Annotated in this window: 14 protein-coding genes, 1 other RNA gene and 1 pseudogene; 6 read left to right on the top strand and 10 right to left on the bottom strand. The window is 71.5% G+C overall.

The genetic code is table 11. The features are described from left to right. Positions 1–132 precede the first annotated feature (132 nt). Together AB0C96_RS05785 and AB0C96_RS05780 are read right to left on the bottom strand one after the other, a co-directional pair. A complete protein-coding gene (locus AB0C96_RS05785) occupies positions 133–285 on the bottom strand; it encodes a hypothetical protein (protein WP_362914048.1) in 153 nt (50 codons plus the stop codon). A gap of 818 nt (positions 286–1,103) precedes the next feature. Beyond that, positions 1,104–2,108, bottom strand: a pseudogene (locus AB0C96_RS05780) (hypothetical protein); the annotation flags it as partial. A 189-nt stretch (positions 2,109–2,297) separates the two neighbouring features. Here AB0C96_RS05780 and AB0C96_RS05775 point away from each other — a divergent pair. The 4 genes from AB0C96_RS05775 to AB0C96_RS05760 all read left to right on the top strand — a co-directional run bounded on the left by AB0C96_RS05775 (position 2,298) and on the right by AB0C96_RS05760 (position 6,279). Then, a complete protein-coding gene (locus AB0C96_RS05775) occupies positions 2,298–3,335 on the top strand; it encodes an iron-siderophore ABC transporter substrate-binding protein (protein WP_362914046.1) in 1,038 nt (345 codons plus the stop codon). A 137-nt stretch (positions 3,336–3,472) separates the two neighbouring features. Continuing rightward, on the top strand, positions 3,473–4,348 hold the full coding sequence (locus AB0C96_RS05770) for a Nif3-like dinuclear metal center hexameric protein (protein ID WP_362914044.1): 876 nt from the start codon (positions 3,473–3,475) through the stop codon (positions 4,346–4,348). After that, positions 4,345–5,088, top strand: a complete 744-nt coding sequence (locus AB0C96_RS05765) for a C4-type zinc ribbon domain-containing protein (RefSeq protein WP_362914133.1) — start codon at positions 4,345–4,347, stop codon at positions 5,086–5,088. The genes AB0C96_RS05770 and AB0C96_RS05765 overlap by 4 nt, the downstream gene beginning before the upstream one ends. 3 nt (positions 5,089–5,091) lie before the next feature. Then, on the top strand, positions 5,092–6,279 hold the full coding sequence (locus AB0C96_RS05760) for a bifunctional RNase H/acid phosphatase (RefSeq protein ID WP_362914042.1): 1,188 nt from the start codon (positions 5,092–5,094) through the stop codon (positions 6,277–6,279). A gap of 98 nt (positions 6,280–6,377) precedes the next feature. On the opposite strand, the gene AB0C96_RS05755 is transcribed toward AB0C96_RS05760, so the two are convergent. The 4 genes from AB0C96_RS05755 to yaaA all read right to left on the bottom strand — a co-directional run bounded on the left by AB0C96_RS05755 (position 6,378) and on the right by yaaA (position 10,101). After that, positions 6,378–7,649 (bottom strand): helix-turn-helix transcriptional regulator, encoded by a 1,272-nt coding sequence (locus AB0C96_RS05755; protein WP_362914040.1) that lies wholly within the window; start codon positions 7,647–7,649, stop codon positions 6,378–6,380. A gap of 66 nt (positions 7,650–7,715) precedes the next feature. Further along, positions 7,716–7,889, bottom strand: coding sequence for a hypothetical protein (locus tag AB0C96_RS05750; RefSeq protein WP_362914039.1), 174 nt, complete (start codon positions 7,887–7,889; stop codon positions 7,716–7,718). Between the two features lie 502 nt (positions 7,890–8,391). Beyond that, positions 8,392–9,120: a bifunctional 4-hydroxy-2-oxoglutarate aldolase/2-dehydro-3-deoxy-phosphogluconate aldolase gene (gene eda / locus AB0C96_RS05745; protein ID WP_362914037.1), complete on the bottom strand. Its 729-nt coding sequence runs from the start codon at positions 9,118–9,120 to the stop codon at positions 8,392–8,394. Between the two features lie 183 nt (positions 9,121–9,303). Next, positions 9,304–10,101 (bottom strand): peroxide stress protein YaaA, encoded by a 798-nt coding sequence (yaaA, locus tag AB0C96_RS05740; protein WP_362914035.1) that lies wholly within the window; start codon positions 10,099–10,101, stop codon positions 9,304–9,306. Between the two features lie 160 nt (positions 10,102–10,261). On the opposite strand from yaaA, the gene AB0C96_RS05735 reads away from it, so the two are divergent. Continuing rightward, positions 10,262–11,776, top strand: coding sequence for an RNB domain-containing ribonuclease (locus tag AB0C96_RS05735; protein WP_362914033.1), 1,515 nt, complete (start codon positions 10,262–10,264; stop codon positions 11,774–11,776). Here the strand turns inward: AB0C96_RS05735 and AB0C96_RS05730 are convergent. Further along, on the bottom strand, positions 11,763–12,464 hold the full coding sequence (locus tag AB0C96_RS05730) for a hypothetical protein (RefSeq protein ID WP_362914031.1): 702 nt from the start codon (positions 12,462–12,464) through the stop codon (positions 11,763–11,765). The genes AB0C96_RS05735 and AB0C96_RS05730 overlap by 14 nt on opposite strands. Continuing rightward, positions 12,461–13,270 (bottom strand): MerR family transcriptional regulator, encoded by an 810-nt coding sequence (locus AB0C96_RS05725; protein ID WP_362914030.1) that lies wholly within the window; start codon positions 13,268–13,270, stop codon positions 12,461–12,463. The genes AB0C96_RS05730 and AB0C96_RS05725 overlap by 4 nt, the downstream gene beginning before the upstream one ends. 95 nt (positions 13,271–13,365) lie before the next feature. On the opposite strand from AB0C96_RS05725, the gene rnpB reads away from it, so the two are divergent. Then, positions 13,366–13,766: RNase P RNA component class A (gene rnpB, locus AB0C96_RS05720), an RNA gene on the top strand. 540 nt (positions 13,767–14,306) lie between these two features. Here the strand turns inward: rnpB and AB0C96_RS05715 are convergent. Together AB0C96_RS05715 and AB0C96_RS05710 are read right to left on the bottom strand one after the other, a co-directional pair. Further along, positions 14,307–14,888, bottom strand: a complete 582-nt coding sequence (locus AB0C96_RS05715; protein ID WP_362914028.1) for a hypothetical protein — start codon at positions 14,886–14,888, stop codon at positions 14,307–14,309. Positions 14,889–14,898: 10 nt separating this feature from the next. Continuing rightward, complete coding sequence (locus tag AB0C96_RS05710) at positions 14,899–19,608, bottom strand: RHS repeat-associated core domain-containing protein (protein WP_362914026.1); 4,710 nt, start codon at positions 19,606–19,608, stop codon at positions 14,899–14,901. Between the last annotated feature and the right edge of the window lie 165 nt (positions 19,609–19,773).

Raw genomic sequence — 19,773 nt, 5'->3', positions numbered from 1 at the left:
GGCCACGGCCGGTGCGTGTGCGCGGCGGTCGTCGGTCCGCGACGTCGGTCCGCGCCTCTCGGGCCCGATCCGCGTCCGTAGGTCCGTGTCCGTAGGTCCGTGTCCCTCGGGCCGGACCGCGGCGCCGTGCGGTTACTTGTCCCGGCGGTGCCGGCCGTGGGCGGCGGCGTCGGAATCGTTCGTGGCGGCCGGGCCGCGGTGCCTGCCGTAGCTTGCGGCCTCGGCGGCCTGGGCGGATGCCTCCTGGGGGCGCGCCTGGGGCGTGTCGGTTCGGGCTTCGGACATGGGAAGAGTCACTCCGTCGGATCGCTTGCAGCTGTGCGCGTCGGGACCTCGCCCGACGCCGCCGAGGCTGACCCCCGAGCGGCACCGCCGGTGGCCGGTCAACCGGCTGCTGAGCCCCCACCCGAAAGTTTAACGGGGCGGGAAATCATGCTTCACCGGGTCTACCGTGTCGCGAGAGGCGCCTGTTGCAGGGGTACTGGCCTGTAGATTCGAGGATGCGCAGGGGAGCGCTGTGGTTCCGTTGCGGCGGTCGGTGGATGTGTAGATCGTGTGGAGCGGTCGTTGGTATCCACTGCATCCGGGACAATCCTCCCGCCATTTCCGGCGTCCCTGGTGTTCCCCGCGTTCTCGCCGCGTCCTACGAGCGTGCTCGCAGCGTTCCCGCCGTTCCCCGCGACCGTGCTCGCAGCGTTCCCGCCGTTCCCCGCGACCGTGCTCGCAGCGTTCCCGTCGTCCACGGAGCCCGCCGTGGACGGCATGTCGTCCGAACGCTTCAGGTGCACAAGCCCCTTCAGCTCCACGGGCCCGTGCAGCTTCACCGGTCCGTTCCACTTCGCCGATCCGACGGACCCCGCCGTTCCCGCCGTCCCCGTGGCCTGTGCCGTCCCCATGGCCCGCGCCGTCCCCGTGGCCCGTGCCGTCCCCATGGCCCGCGCAGCCCCCATGGTCTCCACGGCACCCACAGCTCCCACAGCTCCCACAGCCTCCACGGCCCCGGCCGTCCCCGCCGTCCCCACGACCGCCACAGCGCCCACAGCCACAGCCGCAGCCCCCACGGCCCTCGCCGGCTCCGCCTCCACCGGCCCCAGCGGTATGGCCATCCGTGCCACCCCGCACGGTTCCGCGTCCGTCGCGTACGGCAGCAGCAGCTCGCCGCTCGCCGTCCAGAGGCCGGCCCCCGCCAACCACCCGGCCGGTACGGGCAGTTGCCGCAACTGCCGCCCCCGCGGCCGCCAGACCCCCAACCAGGCGCTGCCCGCCGCGTCCGTCCGGTGCATGCGGAAGGCCACCGCGCAGCCCTCCGGTGCCAGCACCTGCCCCGGCTGGATGGCGAACGGAACCACCGTGACGCCGGGCGGCCGCAGGCACTCGGGGAAGCGCACCGGCCGGCTGCTCCCCAGGACGGCCCAGCCCAGCCGGTCGTGCCCGGGGGCGTCCGACCGTACGAGCAGCAGTCCGCTGTCCGGATCGGCGAGCAGCAGCCGGTCGTTGCTCTCCTCGGTGATCTGTAGCAGCAGGCCGGTCTCGCCGCCCCGCTCCAGATCGACCAGCACGGTCTTCGTCCGGCCGTCCAACTCCCGGTCGAGGGCGAGCAGTCGCCCGCTGCGGTCGAGCCAGGCGCCGCCCGTACAGCGTCCGGGGATCTCGGCGATCCGCTCGGGACCGCCCGTGCCGCCGTGCACCAGCCACAGCCCGGTGCGGTGTTCCCCGGGGGCCAGGGCGTAGCCGTGCGTTCCCTCGGGGGCGGGTGGGAGCAGCGTCAGTTCGGGCGCGTCCACGGCGCCCAGGAGCACCTCGCCGGTTCCGGGCCCGGTCGGGTAGAGCAGGGAGACGGCGAAGCGGTCGGCGACCCGGCGCAGGATGAGTACCCGGCCGTCCGCGAGCGGCAGCAGTTCGCTGTCCGGTTCCTCGGGCTGGCTCCCCGGCAGTGGAACGGCGTACGGCTCGGGGCCGTCCAGTGTCCAGCGCTCCGGGAACCAGCTGCCGGCATCGTCGTCGTGACGGGCGAGCCGGGCGCCGTACGAGCCGTCGGCGGCAATCGTCAGCACCGCACGGTGCCGGCTGTCCAGCGCCTCGGCGTCCTCAGTGGCACAGATCGTCATCGGGTGGTCACCTCCAGTCGGCAACCGAAGCTAGTTTTCGCACTTCCGGCCGATCAATGCGAGTTGCGGCACTTCACGCATAAGGGTGGCAGTTGTCCGGTTCGTCGGTGCGGGGTGGGGTGGCTGTGCTCCGGGTTTCGGTGGTGGGCTAAGTTAGGTACACCTAAGTTGAGATCCCTGGAGTGCGTGATGCCCCTTCGCCGCCGCGGCGCCGCCGCGACAGCTCTCGCCGCCGCCGGTGTCCTGTCCCTCGCGGCCTGCGGTGCGTCCGGCACCGACGGTCAAAGTGACGGCGGTGCGGGCTCCAAGTCCGTCGCCCAGGGTGGCAAGGACTTCGGCAAGGCCGCCGAGGAGACCGCGAAGATGGGCACCGACGCCAAGCCGGGCCGGTTCCCGCGCACCATCAAGCACGCGATGGGCAGCACGCCGTTGAAGGCCGCGCCGAAGCGGGTGGTCGTCCTCGACGTCGGCGAGCTCGACAACGTCGTCTCCCTCGGCGTCAAACCGGTCGGCTACGCGCCCACCGAAGGTGACGAGGCGATCCCCGACTACCTCAAGAAGGACGCCGGCCACCCCCGGAGCGTCGGCACCGTCAACGGCCTCAACCTGGAGGCCATCAACAAGCTCAAGCCCGACCTCATCCTGGGCAGCAAGCTGCGCGCCGAGAAGCAGTACCAGCAGCTCAGCAAGATCGCCCCGACCGTCTTCTCGATCCGGCCCGGCTTCACCTGGAAGCAGAACTACCTGCTGAACGCCGCCGCCCTGGACAGGACCGCCGAGGCGAAGGCCAAGCTGGCCGCGTACGAGGCGAAGGCCGAGAAGCTCGGTGCGGACCTCGGCCCCGACAAGCCGACCGTCACGATGCTGCGTTACATGCCGCAGTTCACCCGGCTGTACGCCAAGCAGTCGTTCATCGGCACGATCCTCACGGACGTCGGACTGCCGCGCCCCAAGAACCAGCAGGTCGACGACCTCGCCACCGAGGTCGGCCCGGAGAACATCAACCAGGCGGACGCGGACTGGATCTTCACCGGCGTCTACGGCGACCCCGAGTCCACCAAGCGCGACACCGCCGAGCACAACCCCCTGTGGAAGAACCTCAAGGCGGTCAGGGCCGGCCACGCCAAGGACGTGAAGGACGAGACCTGGTACCTGGGCCTGGGCGTCACCGCCGCCGACAGCGTCCTGGACGACCTGAGGGGCTTCCTGGCCAAGAAGGGGAAGTAGGGGAAGTAGCCGACGGCGGTCGGGCGCGCCCGGTCGGTGGGGCGGTCGGCCGCGCCCGGTCGGTGGGGTGGTCGGCCGTGCGCATTCCGCTGTAGCGGAAGCCCGTCCGGTCACACCCGGGAGGTAACCTTCCATCCGTGCCCGTACTGTCTGAAGTCCTCGCCGCGCTCGACGCTCTCTGGCCCCCCGAGCGGGCCGAAGGCTGGGACGCCGTCGGCACGGTCTGCGGTGACCCCGACGCCGAGGTCCGCCGCGTGCTGTTCGCCGTCGACCCGGTCCAGGAGATCGTCGACGAGGCGGTACAGCTCGGCGCCGACCTCCTCGTCACCCACCACCCGCTCTACCTGCGCGGTACGACGACAGTTGCGGCCTCGACCTTCAAGGGCAGGGTCGTCCACACCCTCATCAAGCACGACATCGCCCTGCACGTCGCGCACACCAACGCGGACACCGCCGACCCCGGGGTCTCCGACGCCCTGGCCGGCGCCCTGGACCTGCGCATCCTCCGCCCCCTGGTGCCGGATGCCGGCGACCCGTCGGGCCGCCGCGGCCTGGGCCGGATCTGCGAGCTGGCGCACCCGATGACGCTGGCCGAGTTCGCCTCGTACGCCGCCGCCCGTCTGCCGGCCACCGCGCAGGGCATCCGCGCGGCCGGCGACCCGGACCGGGAGATCCGCACGGTCGCGGTCTCCGGCGGCTCGGGCGACAGCCTCTTCGACGATGTCCGGGCGGCCGGTGTGGACGCCTTCCTCACCGCCGACCTGCGCCATCACCCGGCCTCCGAGGCCACACAGCACACCCACAACGGCCCGCTGGCGCTGCTCGACGCCGCCCACTGGGCCACCGAATGGCCGTGGTGCGAGCAGGCCGCGGCCCAGCTCGACGCGGTCTCCGACCGGCACGGCTGGGGACTGCGCACGCACGTCTCCCGCACGGTCACCGACCCCTGGACCGCCCACGCGGCGTCCACCCCCGTCTTCACCCCGACGCACACCACAGGAGCCCCACGCTGAACGCCGCGCCCGCCGACCAGATCCGCCTCCTCGACGTCCAGGCCCTCGACGTCCGGCTCACCCAGCTCGCGCACCGCCGCAAGAACCTCCCCGAGCTGGCCGAACTACAGACCCTGGAGGCCGACCTCACCCAGCAGCGCGACCTGCTCGTCGCCGCGCAGACCGAGGAGAGCGACACCAGCCGCGAGCAGACCAAGGCCGAACAGGACGTGGACCAGGTGCGCCAGCGCGCCGCCCGCGACCAGAAGCGGCTGGACTCCGGCGCCGTCACCTCGCCCAAGGACCTGGAGAACCTCCAGCACGAACTCGCCTCGCTGGCCAAGCGCCAGGGCGATCTGGAGGACGTCGTCCTGGAGGTCATGGAGCGCCGCGAGGCCGCCCAGGAGCGGGTCGCCGAGCTGACCGCCCGGGTGGACGCCATCCAGGCCAAGGTCGATGACGCGGTCTCCCGCCGCGACGCCGCCAACGGCGAGATCGACGCCGAGGCCGGCACGGTCACCAAGGAGCGCGAGCTGACCGTCGCCGACATCCCGGCCGATCTGGTCAAGCTCTACGACCGCATCCGCACCAAGGAGGGCGGCGTCGGCGCGGCCCGCCTGTACCAGCGTCGCTGCGAGGGCTGCCGCCTGGAGCTGAACATCACCGAGCTGAACGACGTACGGGCGGCCGCCGCCGATGCCGTCGTGCGATGCGAGAACTGCACCCGGATCCTGGTCCGTACGCCCGACTCGGGTCTGTAGGCCATGCCGCGCACGCTGATCGTCGAGGCGGACGGCGGGTCCCGGGGCAACCCGGGGCCGGCCGGCTACGGCGCCGTGGTCCTCGACCCGGAGACCGGCGAGGCGCTCGCCGAGGCCGCCGAGTTCATCGGCACCGCGACCAACAACGTCGCCGAGTACAAGGGCCTGGTGGCCGGCCTGCGGGCGGCGCACGCGCTGGATCCGGAGGCGCGCGTCCAGGTGCGGATGGACTCCAAGCTCGTCGTCGAGCAGATGTCCGGCCGCTGGCAGATCAAGCACCCGGACATGAAGCCGCTGGCCGCCGAGGCCAGGTCGGTCTTCCCGCCCGACCAGGTGGCGTACGAGTGGATCCCGCGCTCCCGCAACAAGCACGCCGACCGGCTCGCCAACGAGGCGATGGACGCCGGCAAGCAGGGCAGGCAGTGGGAGCCGCGGGACTCCCGGGCGGCGCTCGCCACCGAGCCCGCCCGCAGCGCCGCCGCCCGGGCCGCCGACGAGGCCGCGGAGGCCGCCGAGGCGACCGAGGCGACGGCGGGCCCGCAGGTCGGCTGGGGCGCCCCGGACCTCGGCGTACCGGCGACGTTCGTGCTGCTGCGGCACGGCGAGACCGCGCTGACGCCGGAGAAGCGGTTCTCCGGCAGCGGCGGTGGCGACCCCGAACTCTCCGCCGCCGGACGCCGCCAGGCGGAGGCGACCGCCACCGCGCTGGCCGCCCGCGGCACGATCCAGGCCGTCGTCAGCTCACCGCTGCGCCGCTGCCAGGAGACCGCCCGTGCGGTCGCTGACCGGCTCGGCCTGGAGGTCCGCGTCGAAGAGGGCCTGCGCGAGACCGACTTCGGCTCCTGGGAGGGGCTGACCTTCGCCGAGGTGCGCGAACGCTTCCCCGAGGACCTCGACGCCTGGCTCGCCTCGTCCAAGGCGGCGCCCACGGGCGGCGGCGAATCCTTCGCGACGGTCGCCCGCCGGGTCGCCGTCGCCCGCGACAAGCTCCTCGCCCGCTACGCAGGCAAGACCGTGCTGCTGGTCACGCACGTCACACCGATCAAGACGCTGGTCCGCCTGGCACTCGGCGCCCCGCCGGAGTCGCTGTTCCGGATGGAGCTCTCCACGGCCTCGCTCTCCGCGGTCGCCTACTACGCGGACGGGAACGCCTCGCTACGCCTGCTGAACGAGACGTCCCACCTCCGCTGACCTCGGCGTCGATCGACGGCGCCGGCCGCCCATGATCGATCCGCGACCGGTCCGGGAGGACGGATCCGCGACCGGTCCAGGACCGATCGCCGATCGGTCTAGGACCGATCGGCGGGCTGTCTACGACCGGCCGGCCGCCCAGGTCGCCCCGGCCGGCGGCGGCCGCGCGCCCTGCTGCTGCGGAGCGTTGCCGTCGCCCGGCCGGCGGGCCGCGGTGCGCGGACCGTCCGCCGGGCGGGACGGGACGGGTGGGGAGTGTGCGTCGGGGCGCCGACCAGGTCGGACCCGGGCGCACCGCTCGCATCGGACCGTGGCGCACCGAACCCGTCGGACCGTGGCGCACCGAACCCGTCGGACCGTGGCGCACCGAACCCGTCGGACCGTGGCGCACCCACCCCCTCGGACCGCACGGGCTGACGCACGTCCTCCAGGGCCGCCTCCCACAGGCCCCGCATGGTGATGAGGTCCGCGCGCCCGCCGGCGGCGTCCTCGACCAGGGCGTCGACGATCTCCCAGGGCGGCAGACGACGGCCGTTCAGATAGCGGGAGAGCGTCCCCGGATCGAGGTAGCGCTGCCGCGCATAGCGCCGCAGGGAGCAGCCCAGCGCGTCGAACCGCACCCGCAGTGCCGCTGCCAGCACCTCCCGGGGCGGCACGGCGCCCGGCAGCGTCGGGGCGCCGGCTCCGGCGGCGGGGGGCTCGGTCCCTGGCACGACCGCCTCCTCGACGGGGAGGTCCGGGGTCGGCCGGGCCGGCGGGGGCGGCGGCCCGCCGACCGCCGCCATGCGCGCCCGCTGCCACGCCGCACACCAGGCGGCCACCGTCGCCTCCACGTCCGGTGCGTGCGCCGCGGACCGCGCCGCCAGCACGAGGCAGGCCCGTACCACCAGCTCCACCTGGAAGAGGCGTGGGAGCGTGGCGCGCGCCGGGTGCAGGACGTCGCCCAGGGTGCTGCGCGGCTCACCGGTGAGCCGGGCCAGTTCCTTGAGGGACGGGGCGCCGGCCCATGCTTTGAGGTGGCGGAGACCGTCGATGAACTCGGCGACGGTCCCGGCCCCGTCCGGGGTGGGCACCGTACGGGACAACAGCGGCCCGTACAGCGGTGCTTGGCCGCCCTGCTGGGCCAGCCGCCACTGCTCGCTCCAGTGGTCGCGGTCGCCGCCGCAGTACTCGGCGTAGGCGAGGGCCACCCGCAGGCCGGGCAGCTTCCGCCCGGCGGCCGCCTGCGAGAGCGTGGTGACCGAGTAGCCGGTCTTCCGGGCCATCGCCTTGTACGGCGGCGAGCCGGCCTCGTGGCGCAGGCGCCGCAGCTGCCGGGCGAGGCCGGCGTACGGGGCCGTGGGGTCGATGGGACGTTCCGGTCGTGCCACGCGCCCTCCTGACGGTGGTGGTGGCGGTGCCGCGGAACGCCGCGGCACCGCCGGTTGCCGACAGGGTCAGACGCGCGCGCGGGCCGGTGCCACGGCCGCCGCGGCGGCGGCGAGGACGGTCGCGAGCGCCGCGGGGAGTGGGTGGCCGAGCGCGACCAGCACGATGACCAGGATGGTCACGACGGTCGGTGACGGGGTGGTGAGATCGCGGTGGTGCGGGGGAAGGAGCTGGTACGACATCTGCATCACTGCCCTTGGTCCGGACGGAAGTTGACTGTGCGTCACGGGTTGCCGCCCGTCACGCTCCGTCCACGATCGCACGGTGGATACCGGGGACCAAGGGTGATCGGGAACGCGTAATTCATCTTCGTCCGGGGCCAGTTGGCGAGAGGTGGAGCGACCGGGAAGGGGCCTGCGGCGCCGCTGGTCGGGCATGTGGTGAACAACCCCGATGCCGGCCTGGAACGACCCAGGTCAGCGGGTACGGGTTGTTCGGCGGTCGTCCGGGATTGTCCAGGCAACGGTCAACTCTTCCCGCAACGCCGCCGCACTCCGCACCCTCGGAGCAGTAGAGATCTCTTGATGTATGACAAGAGAGGTCGGCGCGACGTCCTGGTCCGGACGGTGGAGCCACCATAGGAGAGCAAGCCTGTTGCCGCGGGCCCTCTCGACACAAGAGCGACGGGCGCCGGGGCTCGTGAGAGGCCCGGCACCCGCCGCGGTGAGCCGTGCCGCCCAGCCGTCAGCCGCGCAGCGCCGCCGCCTCCCGGGCGAGGCGCTCGACCCGCGGCCAGTCCTTCGCTGCGAGCGCATCGGCCGGCAGCATCCATGTGCCGCCCACACAGCGGACGTTCGGCAGCGCCAGGTACGCGGGGGCCGAGGCCGGGCCGATCCCGCCGGTCGGGCAGAAGCGGGCCCGGGGCAGTGGAGCGGCCAGCGACTTCAGGTAGGCGGTGCCGCCCGCCGCCTCGGCCGGGAAGAACTTCATCTCGGTGACGCCCTCGTCCAGCAGGGTCACCACCTCCGAGGCCGTCGAGACGCCCGGCAGGAACGGCAGGCCGGAGTCCCGCATCGCGCGCAGCAGCCGTGTCGACCACCCCGGGCTGACCAGGAACTGCGCGCCGGCCGCGCCGGCCGCGGCGACCTGCTCGGGGGTCAGCACGGTGCCGGCGCCGACCACCGCGCCCGGGACCTCCTCGGCGATCGCCCGGAGGGCGTCCAGCGCGGCGGGCGTCCGCAGGGTCACCTCGATGGCGCGCAGCCCGCCGGCGACGAGCGCCCGGGCGAGTGGCACGGCGTCGCCCGCGTCGTCGAGCACGACGACCGGGAGGACGGGGGAGTGCCCCAGGACCGACGAGGCGGATCTCCCCTGCTCGGCCGACGTCGAGAGCGCGGCGGAGGCGGGTACGGAGGAGGCGGGCGCGGGTGAGACGGGCACAGGGGAGGCGGCGGCGTCAGGCACGCTGCCCATAGTGCGCCGGCCGCCCCACTCTCCGCAACGGCCATTGCGCATGTTGCAACGCAATGCACGTGATGTGGCGACCGTGTCGCGCCGGTGTCGCGCACGGCCCGCCGACTTCCGGGGCGCGACGGGTGACGATCCGGGCCCTCCCGCGGTGACGGTCCAGGCCCTCCCTCGCCGCCCCGCCGCGCGCTACAGCTCCTTCACGATCACATCAATGGCCCACGCCTTGCCGGCCTTCGCCGGGGCCTCGGCCTCCACCGCGTACCCCAGGTCGCGCAGCGCCTCCACCAGCTCCGCCGGCCCCTCCGGCGCACGGCCCGCCGACAGCAGATCCCGCACCAGCCGCCCCTTGGTCGCCTTGTTGAAGTGGCTGACCACCGTGCGCTTCTCCACACCGGCCACGACCTTCGATTGCAGCACCCGCACCGTCGCGGTCCGCCCGGCCACCTCGCCCTTGGGCTTCCACGCCGTGGCGTACGCCGCGGACCGCAGGTCCAGCACGAGCCCCTGGCCGGCTGCCTCCGGCATCACCTCCGCCATCGGCGCCCGCCAGTACGCGCCCAGCGCACCGAGACCCGGCAGCTTCACCCCCATCGAGCAGCGGTAGGAAGGAATCCGGTCGCCGATCCGCACGGCGCCCCACAGCCCCGAGAACACCAGCAGCGAGCGCTCGGCCAGCGTGCGCGCCGGCGCGTCCAGGGACGCCAGCCCCAGCGCGTCATAGAGCACACCGGTGTAGATCTCCCCGGCCGGCCGGGTGCCGGCGGTGCGCAGCCCCGCGTTCTTGGCGACCTCGCCCTTGAGGCCGTCGCTGAGCCCGAGCACCTCCTGGGCCTTGGACTCGTCCGCCGCACAGAGCTCGACCAGTTCGTCGAGCACCGCCCGACGCGGTGCGGACAGCCCCGGCAGCGACAGCGCACCGATCTCCAGCGGCGCCCCGGCCCCTCCCGCGGCCTTCCCCTCGGACGGCGGCAACAGCACGAGCACGGTGTGTCTCCTTCACGGTGGTACGGGGTGGGGGTGCGGCCCCCGGAAAGCGTATGGCCTGCGACGGCCGCGCGGAGAACCCACCCGTGCGCGCCCGGAGCCCTGGCGCGCCATCCGCCATGCCGCGCCACCGGCGCCCTCCCGCCCTAGGCTCGATTCCATGCCCCGTCGCCATATGCACGTGACCGACGCAGTCGAGGCCCCGCTGCGGGCCGCCCTGCGTGAGCTGCGCTGCCGGCTGGAGACCCCGTACCACTTCCCGCCCACGGCGCAGGCCGAGGCCGAGAGCGCCGCCCGCGCCCCGCGGATCCCGGCCGGTGACGGCGCGGTGGCGACCGAGCACACCCTGGAGGACGCCACCGACCTCCCGCTCTTCACCATCGACCCGCCCGGCTCCCTCGACCTCGACCAGGCCGTGTACCTGTCCCGGCGGTGGCGGTCCCCGCGGTCGAAGAGCGGCGGAGGCGGAGGCTTCCGCGTCCACTACGCCATCGCCGACGTCGCCTCCTTCGTCACCCCTGGCGGTGCCCTGGACGCCGAGGCGCACCACCGGGTGACGACGCTCTACTTCCCCGACGAGCGCGTTCCGCTGCACCCGTACGTGCTCAGCGAGGGCGCCGCCAGCCTGCTGCCCGACCAGGACCGCCCGGCCGTCCTGTGGCAGCTCGACCTCGACCCGCAGGGGGAGCTGACCGCCGTCTCGGTACGCCGGGCCCTGGTCCGGTCCCGTGCCCGGCTCGACTACGCGGGCGTCCAGCGGGTCCTCGACGACAAGACGGCCGAGGAGCCGCTCGCCCTGCTCCGCGACATCGGGCTGCTGCGCGAGGAGCTGGAGGTGGCCCGGGGCGCGATCTCCCTCAACGTCCTCCCCGAGCAGGAGGTCGTCGAGCACGACGGCCGCTACACCCTCGCCTACCGTGCCCCGCTCCCGGCCTACGGCTGGAACGCACAGATCTCCCTGCTCACCGGCATGGCCGCGGCCGAGCTGATGCTGGCCTCCGGAACCGGCATCCTGCGCACGCTGCCCCCCGCCCCGGACGGCTCGGTCGCCCGGCTGCGGCTGACCGCCCGGGCGCTCGGCGTGGACTGGCCGCACCACACCTCGTACGCGGCGTTGATCCGCAGCCTCGATCCGCAGCGCGCCACCCACGCCGCGTTCCTCCAGGAGTGCACCGCCCTGTTGCGCGGCGCCGGCTACACCGCCTTCGACGGCACCCCGCCCAAGCCGTCCGAGGCGCTGCACGCCGCCGTCGCCGCCCCGTACGCCCACGCCACCGCGCCGCTGCGGCGGCTCGTCGACCGCTACACCTCCGAGCTGTGCCTGGCCGCCTCGGCCGGCGAGGAGCCGGCCGACTGGGTCCGCAGTGCGCTGGCCGCCCTGCCCCGGGAGATGGAGGTCGGCACCCAGCGCGCCAACCAGGTCGAGCGGGCCTGCGTCGACCTCGTCGAGGCGGCGCTGCTGCGCGACCGGATCGGCGAGATCTTCGAGGGGCTGGTCGTCGACGTCGACGAGCAGGACCCCACACGGGGCACCGTCCACCTCTACGACCCGGCCGTGGTCGGCCGCGTCGAGGCCACCCCGGACGGTCCTGCGCTCCCGCTGGGGAGCCTCCTCCGGGTCCGGCTCGCCGAGGCCGATCCCGGCCGCGAACCGGTCCGCTTCATCCCCGCCTGACGGCTCCCCCGTCCGGCGCCCCGGACGCCTCGCGGCGGCCCTCGCTGCGGACCTTGCTGAGGCCCTCGCCGGGTGCCGCTCCCCTCGCCGCCCCCATCGCCTCGCGTACGGCCGCCACCGCGCCCCGGGCGTCATCGGCGTGGAACCGCACCGAACGCACCGCCTCCCGCCGTCCCGACAGCCGCACCGCCTCGACCGGTTCGGTCAGCTCCACGGTCACCGACGTCTGCCCGCCGACCGCCAGCTCCGCCGCCCCGTCCGCCGCGCCCTTCTGCTGCTCCCTGGAGAACCGGAGGTCGTAGCGCACGGAGGCGATCCGCTCCAGCGGTATCCGCAGTTCCGTCCGGGCCCCCTGCCGCAGCCACAGCACCCCCGCCCCCAGCACATGCGGCCGGGTGACCGCCGCCGCCTGGAACCCCAGCATCATCAGGACCGTGTAGACGTCGACGACCAGCATCACCGCACGCGCCGCCGGAACGCCGTCGAGCATGACGTGCAACCCGGCCGTCTCCACCACGCACACGAACGTCAGCCCGTACACCATCGCCGCCTGTGCCGCCGCGTACGCGAAGGCCCGCTCGCCTGCCGCCACCCCGATCCGTCGCCGCGCCACCCACCACACCAGGCTCGCCAGCCACCGGCCCTCGTGCGCGGCCAGCCGGCGCAGCAACCCGCTCCGCCGGTTCACCGCGCACGCTCCGCGACCAGCCGGATGGCCTGCCGCACGGCCTCGGCCTGCGCCGGCGCGAAGTGCGCGTAGTACGCCGCCAGGAATCCGTCGTCCAGGGCCGCGGCCGGGTCGGCCGCCCGCTCCCAGTGCTGCTGGTCGGCCTCGGCGAGCACCGCGTCCGGAATGCAGTCGGCGAGCGCTCGCGCGGTCCGCGCCACCCGTGGATCGTCCGGCGGGACCTCCACCAACGCATCGAGCAGCCCGTACACCTCGTAGGCGCGCTCCATCGCCCCCGGTGCCGCGGTCACCGCCCCGAGCACCTCCGTCACCCGCGTGCCCGCCCCGCCCCCGGTGGATTCGAGCAGCGCCAGCACCTCCCGCTCCGTCGCCGCCATCGCCGGCTCCGGACCGGGGCGCGCCGCCGACGTACGGGCCATCTCCCGGAACATCGCCGCCAGTTCGTCCGACACCGGCCCCTCCGCGGGCAGTCCGCCGTGCTCCTCCGCCTGCCGCCGCAGCGCGGCCAGCCGGGCCCGCCGCCCCCGGATCTCCTCCTCCTGGCGGGCCAGGTCCGCGTCCAGTTCGGCCAGCACCTCGTGCAGCTCGCGTCCGGAGTCGTCGGCCAGTACGTCCCGTACCTCCTCCAGCCCGAGACCCAGCTCCGTGAGCCGGCGCAGCCGGGCCAGTGCGACCGCGTCCCGCAGCCCGTACTCGCGGTAGCCGTTGGCCCGGCGTTCGGGCTCGGGCAGCAGTCCGAGGTGGTGGTAGTGGCGCACCGCGCGGGTGCTGACGCCGACCAGTCCAGCGAGCTCACCGATTCTCATGCGGCCAGTAGAAACGTTGACGCTGCGACAAGGTCAAGTGCCGCACCGGGCGCGGCCCCGGCCTCCGCGGCAGGTAGCATGGTCGCCACGGCGGACGAGCCGGCCGGGCGGCCGCGTGGGGATCTTCGATCCTCCCGAGGAACGTCCGGGCTCCACAGGGCAGGGTGGTGGGTAACGCCCACCCGGGGTGACCCGCGGGACAGTGCCACAGAAAGCAAACCGCCGGCGGCTTCGGCCTCCGGTAAGGGTGAAACGGTGGTGTAAGAGACCACCAGCCTCCGAGGTGACTCGGAGGGCTAGGTAAACCCCACCCGGAGCAAGGTCAAGAGGGGGCATCGCAAGGTGCCCCTGCGCGGACGATCGAGGGCTGCCCGCCCGAGTCCGCGGGTAGACCGCACGAGGCTGTCGGCAACGGCAGCCCTAGATGGATGGCCGTCTCCCCCCGGCCCGCAAGGACCGGGGGCGACAGAACCCGGCGTACAGGCCGACTCGTCCGCCCACTACGGCTCTGACCAGGGAGAATGCCGTGTGAGCGCGGTTGTGCGCTCCGACGGGCTTCCTTCCCTGACCTGCGGTTTCCCGGGAGTTCCCGCGTGACTGTGCACTGGTTGTGCACGCGGTTGTGTACGTGAGCCAGGCCGCCAGGGGGTGTGCACGGGTGATCGCCGGCGCAACTGGGTGGGCTGAGAATGTGGTACGGCAGACGGGCTCGGTGCGAAGCCACGACGGAGACCGCGACGCAGAACCTGACGCAAGGCTTGGCCGCAGGTTCGAGTCCTCGGCGGGGCGCGATACAGATGGGAATGGGCGTGACGTGCGGTTCTCCGGATCCATGGTCACCGTCGAGGGCACGTACGACCTTTCGTAGCACCTGACGGCAGCTGCATGTCATGGGGAGGGGTATCGCAACACACAGCCTCCGGCGTATGAGCGGCGTTCCTCCGGGGGTACCTCCGAGGGTTCGTCGGAGGCGTGTCGCGGGCCCAGTCATGCGCCATGCGGCGGACGCTCGTACGGCATGCCCCTCCGGTGAGAGTCATTCCGCAGTGGCGGTCAGCCAGCGTTCGATGGCGGTGCGATCGAACTCCCCTGTCCGAGGCCGTCTGGCCATCCACTCGCCGTGCTGTCGGAAGAACCGGACGCGATGAGGCTCGCGCACGAGCACGAACTCGGTGGATTTTTCCCCTTGTTGTGCTCGTATAATCGCGTTTCCGTCGAGAGCCAGCATGACAAATGCCGGATGGCCGGACCCGTTTCCGAGGATTCCGGTGGCCGCACCGGTGCCCGCGATGTCCCACGGGTCCGACAACGAAACCCTCGCCCACCGCCAGACGTGCGGCTCATCGGGTTCTGCGTAATTGACCGCCAGGAGGAATTCTGGATTCCCTGTTGGGAAGAGCCCGCCCTCCCTCGACAGGCGATACCATCCGGAATTCGCCTTTTCCAAGAGCTGCGGATCGTCCGACATCAAATATTCGACATCTGTCACCCCCTCGGCAGGGCAGCTATTGGCGAAGCCGGCGAGAGCCGGGGGAATGAGCGGAGCCGTCGAATCGGCCATGCCCAAGTACTTCAACCCTGCCTTGGCGAGCGAAGCGGCCAGTCTGGATTCATCCACGTCTCGTACCCTACCTTCTCCTTGCCCAGGGGTATGGAATCAGCTGATTGTAGTTGTGTTCACCATTTTTCTTCCGTCCGAAGTAGGCTATTTCGCCGGTGTCCTTGTGGACGATAACGCGAGCCTGGCTCAACGGGTCACCGTTGTCGTAAATCGGCGAGTCCCGCCACCTTTGAGTGCCTCGAATGCTGCCGTACGCTCCGTAGAAGTCAGGCCGCCTGTCGTGGGCCGGCCCGGTTTGTCGCTGCGGATAGTTCGGATTCGAGACGACATCATCCACCAGGTCATGAATGTCCTGCGGCGTTTCATAATACGCCCGGTTGGCGTCGCTGCGCTTCTTGACCGATTCCGGTGAATAGGGGTCGTCCTCCACGAACGGGGCGGACGAATATCCGTCTCGCGGTCGCGGCTTGCACTTGGGTGCAAGTCCGAGCGGGTCCGCCCACGAGTGCGGATTGCCGACGTAGGCGACCGGGTTGGGAGCGGCGGCAAGACCGATCGGATCGCAACTCGCGTAACGGGCCGTCTCTGGGTCGTAATACCGATGGAAGTTGTAGTGCAGGCCCGTTTCCGGGTCGAAGTACTGCCCGGGGAACCGCAGGGGGGTGTACGCCGTGCTGTCGGCGGCCCAGGTGGTCGTGCCCCAGACGGTGGCACGGGTCCGCCAGGCGATATCGCCCGTCGTGTCCACGAGTTCGGTGGGTGTGCCGACCAGATCGGTGACGATCGCGAAGAATCGCTGGTCTACTTCCCGTTGCGGCGCGTCGGCCGCCGCCGTTTTCTGTTCGTATTGGGCTATCGGCTGCAGCCCGTCGTGCTCCCAGGTGAGAGTGAGGGCGTTGGCCAGGCCGCCGGAACGGGTCGTCTGTTCCGCGAGGTTTGTGCCGTCCCAGGTGAAATCGACCTGCTCCAGGATGGCGCCGTCATCGGCGATCTTCTGCTTGGCGGTGCGGCGGCCGAGGGGGTCGTAGAGGTAGCGCCAGAGCTGCCCGTCAGGAGTGGTGACGGCGGTGAGACGGTCTTCGGAGTTCCAGGAAAAGCGCCAGGTTTCGGGTTTCCGCGAAAGATGGGCCTTCTGGCGGAGGGTGATGCGGCCTTGGGCGTCGTGTTCGTACCGGATCCGGCCCGCGCCGACGATGCGGGTTCCGTTGTAGGTGCGGGGCCCTTGTGCTTCCGCCCCGGCGTGCCGAGCGGGCCAGCTGGCGGACGTTTGGTTTCCGGCGGCGTCGTACGCGTATGCCTCGGCCCAGTTGTGTGCATGAACCGCGGTGACCCGCCCGGCGACATCGAGTTCGAAGCTGCGGGTCCCGTTGAGCTGATCGTCGATACCCACGAGGTTGCCGTCGGCGCGATAGGTGAAGGTCCTGCGCTGGACCATGCGGCCGGCGGTCGTCAGCGACTGGTCCGTCAGGTTACCGACGGCGTCCCAGGCGTGGGCGAGAGCAACGTTTTCCCCCAAGGACCGCAGAACTTCGCGGCCGGTCACGTCATGGGTGAAGTCGATGCCATGGCCGAATGCGATCAACTTGGCGCGGTTACCCGCGGCGTCATACACCTGTGCCGATTCGGCACCGGTAGGTGTACGCCGGCGGGTACGGCGGCCGAGCACGTCGTACGTGTGCGTGAGCGTACGGCCGTTGACGGTCTCGGACAGGACGCGACCAAGTGCGTCGCGCTCCAGGGTGACGGTCGCATCGGGGCCGGCGGCCTGAAGGAGCCTTCCTGACACGTCATAGGTGAAGCAGGTTCGTCCTTCCGGCGTTGTCTTCTCGATGACCCGGCCGAGAAGATCGTGCTGGAAGCGGATTTCCTCGCCGAGGGCATTCGTCCGGCCGACCAGCTGGCCCGCGGCGTCCCGCGCATAGGTGAGCGCCCTGCCGTCGAAGTCGGTCTCGGAGATCAGGCGGCCGGCCGGGTCGTACACATAAGTCCACTCCAGGCCCTGTGGGTTGGCGACCTTGGTGAGCTGGAGATTGGTGTCGTGGGTGAACTCGTAACGCATACCCGACGGGTCGGTCCGGGCTGCCATCCGGTCGAAATGGGTGTACTCGTACTCCGTCGTCCTGCCCATGGCGTCGGTAGAGGTGAGGCAGTTGCCTTCACCGTCGTATGTCCACGACTCGCTGGTGCCATCGGCCTCGGTCCGGGAGGAAAGGTGGCCTTCAACGGTCCAGGAGAAACGCGTCGTGTGGCCCAGCGCATCGGTCGCCGCGATGACGTTGCCGAAGGCATCGCGTCGGCACCGGGTGATCAACCCCTGCGGACCGGTGACGGCGGTGGGCAATCCGGCCGGATCGTTCTCGAAGAAGGCCGATTGGCCCATGGCATTTGTGACGCTCGTGAGAAAACCACGGCTGTCATAACTGTGGAGAGTCGTGGCACCAGTGGGATCTGTCACCGAGGTGCGGTTACCGCGCTCGTCGTACGTCTGCCGGCAGATGCCCCCGTCCGGGTCGACGATTTCGACCGGGAGGTTGAGAGCGTTATAGGTGGCGGTGGTCACCAGACCGTCAGGACGCGTGAGGGAGATGACGTTCCCCGCCTCGTCATAGGCGAAGCGCGTGACGCGTCCCAGAGCGTCGGTGGTCGCGAGCACGCGGTCGTAGCGATCGCGTTCCGTACGGACGGTGCCGCCCAACGGGTCGATCTCGTCGACTACCTGAAGGGCATCGTTGACCAGGTAGCGGCTCGCGTGACCGAGCGAGTCGATGGCCGTGGTGACGCGCAGACCGGTGGCGGGGTCGGTCTGGTCGTAGGACAGCCGCATACTGACGTGGCCGTCCACGCCGCCCTGCGCGACGCACCGGTTCTGGTCGTCGTAGGAGTAGTCGTACCGGCTGCCGTTGCTGTCGGTCCAGGAGACGATCCTGCCGGCCTCGTCGTACGCGAAGCGTGTGGCGCGACCGGCGGAATCGGCGACCGCGGTGAGGTTGCCGCCGGTGTAGCCGTAGCGCACCAACAGCTGGTCGGACCCTTCGGGGCCGGCACCGGCCAAGTGCAGCTCGGTGATGCGCCCGTCGGCCGTCGTGAGTTTGAGGTGGTAGCCCGCGCCGTGGCGGATGTCCGTCGGGATGCCGGCCTCGTCGTAATCGAAGCCGATCCACTGACCGTTACGGTCCGAGATCTCATCGAGCAGTGCGAGAGCGTCGTCGTGCGCGGTGAAGTGCCACACGACTCCGGTGTCCGGATCGGAGATGGCGTAGTCGCCGTTCCCGTCCCGGCTCAGGGGCCGGCGTGGACCGGACTCGGGTAACACCGGTGTGTCGCCGACGGGGTGGGGATAGGAGAGCAACAGGCCGTCGTGCGTCACGAAGACGATGCCCTGGTCGTCGATCTCCAGCCGCTGATCGGCTGTGCTCGACCATGAGGGGCCCAGCCACCGGCCGATCCGGTAACCCGATTCGGCCCGGCGCGAGAAGTCCAGCGGAAGCCTGCCGGGCAGCGAGACATCGGTCTGCGGCAGATACATCTTGCCGCTCGCCATGTCGACCGGGTCACTGCCGCCGGAACACACGCTGTCGCCGGGCCGTGTGCTGTTGTTGGGGTGGTCCTTGCCGAGCTGCTGACGGCTCTTGCTTGCGGGCCCACCGCCCTTGCCGTGCATGCTCCGCAGGCCGCTTCCACCGCTGCCGGCGGGGGCCTTGGGGTCCTCCTTGCCGCCCTTTCCGAGACCCTTGAAATGGTCGGCCAGACCCTTGTCGTTCTCATGATGGTTCTTGGCCATCTGCTTGACGCCGCGGGTCATGTTCTCGTCGAGGTGCTTGGCGGTCTTCTTGACGCCGTCCTCGATGCCGTCGATGACCTTGTCCAGCAGCGCGTTGGCCGCGTCGGCTACGGCGTCCTTGCCGCGGGTACGGCCGTGGTGGCTCCTGGCCCGCCCGATCTTGCCGCCGGCCTTGTTGCGGAAGGTCCCGCCGGCGCTCTGCAGGCCGGTCACCACCCGGTCGTGCTCATCCGGGTCGAAGCTGAAGCCACCACCGGCTCCTCCGCCGCCCCCGCCTCCGCTACCGCCGCCGGCACTCAGGAGCTGCATCGGATTGTCGGCCGCCGACTTCGCTGAGTCCTTGGCGTCCTGCACGCCCTGCTTGAAGCCGTCCTTACCGGCCTGGGCGGCATGCCCGAGGTCCACACCGTCCTGCACTCCCAGGGCATTGGCCCCCAACTGGACCACGAGGTCGCCGACCATCGCGCCGAGCGCCTCCTCGACGGGGGTCAGCGCGATGCTGATGACCTGCTCGGCGACCTGCTGACAGACCTCCTTGAAGATCCGCCGGACCGCCAGCCGCGTTGCCTGGGTACCGGCAAGCGCGCCCAGTTCGGACAGGCCGAATGTGAAGGGGGCGGCAGCCTGAGCAGCGATCACTTCCGCAGCGAGGATGCCGAGCTGGACGATGGCGCCGATCTTGGCGCCTTCGATCAGGACGGCGACGCCGTCCAGGGCTGTGGCCGCCAGCCGACCGCACTCGCCCAGGTTCTTCAGATGGGTGCCGTTGATCTTCCCCCAGTGGGCGTTCAGCGCCTCCACGGCCAGTGAGCCGCCGGCCGACCCCACCAAGCCTTGGATGGCGGTGTGTGCTTCGTTCGCGCCGCTGTCGATGTCGTCCGCGAACTCCCGCATGGCATCCGCCATGTCGCGGTAGTCGTCCTCGTCCACGTTCGGCCACGAGACGCCGATGATGTCGAGAATTTCGTCCGCCCACCCAGGCAGCACCACACCCACGCGAAACGCCCCCCTTTGATCAACTAACTTCAAAGAAGACGAACTATCCGGGCAGATGGTTCCAAGAGGGCACTGACGAGCCGCCGGGCCGACCGCGATTGATCTGTGGGTGCGCCGCGCATCCACGCGGCTACCACCGAGATGGCCGGCCCCGGCCGACTGTGA

This window comes from Streptomyces sp. NPDC048506 (assembly GCF_040651315.1).
GTDB lineage: Bacteria > Actinomycetota > Actinomycetes > Streptomycetales > Streptomycetaceae > Streptomyces.
Note: the sequence above shows the minus strand (reverse complement) of the source record. Positions and strands in the feature narration are given on the sequence as shown.

Excerpts from the sequence above, each read along its gene's own strand:
- AB0C96_RS05785 (WP_362914048.1), bottom strand. The coding sequence starts at position 285 with ATGTCCGAAGCCCGAACCGACACGCCCCAGGCGCGCCCCCAGGAGGCA.
- AB0C96_RS05775 (WP_362914046.1), top strand. The coding sequence starts at position 2,298 with ATGCCCCTTCGCCGCCGCGGCGCCGCCGCGACAGCTCTCGCCGCCGCC.
- AB0C96_RS05760 (WP_362914042.1), top strand. The coding sequence starts at position 5,092 with ATGCCGCGCACGCTGATCGTCGAGGCGGACGGCGGGTCCCGGGGCAAC.
- AB0C96_RS05750 (WP_362914039.1), bottom strand. The coding sequence starts at position 7,889 with ATGTCGTACCAGCTCCTTCCCCCGCACCACCGCGATCTCACCACCCCG.
- eda (WP_362914037.1), bottom strand. The coding sequence starts at position 9,120 with ATGGGCAGCGTGCCTGACGCCGCCGCCTCCCCTGTGCCCGTCTCACCC.
- AB0C96_RS05735 (WP_362914033.1), top strand. The coding sequence starts at position 10,262 with ATGCCCCGTCGCCATATGCACGTGACCGACGCAGTCGAGGCCCCGCTG.
- AB0C96_RS05725 (WP_362914030.1), bottom strand. The coding sequence starts at position 13,270 with ATGAGAATCGGTGAGCTCGCTGGACTGGTCGGCGTCAGCACCCGCGCG.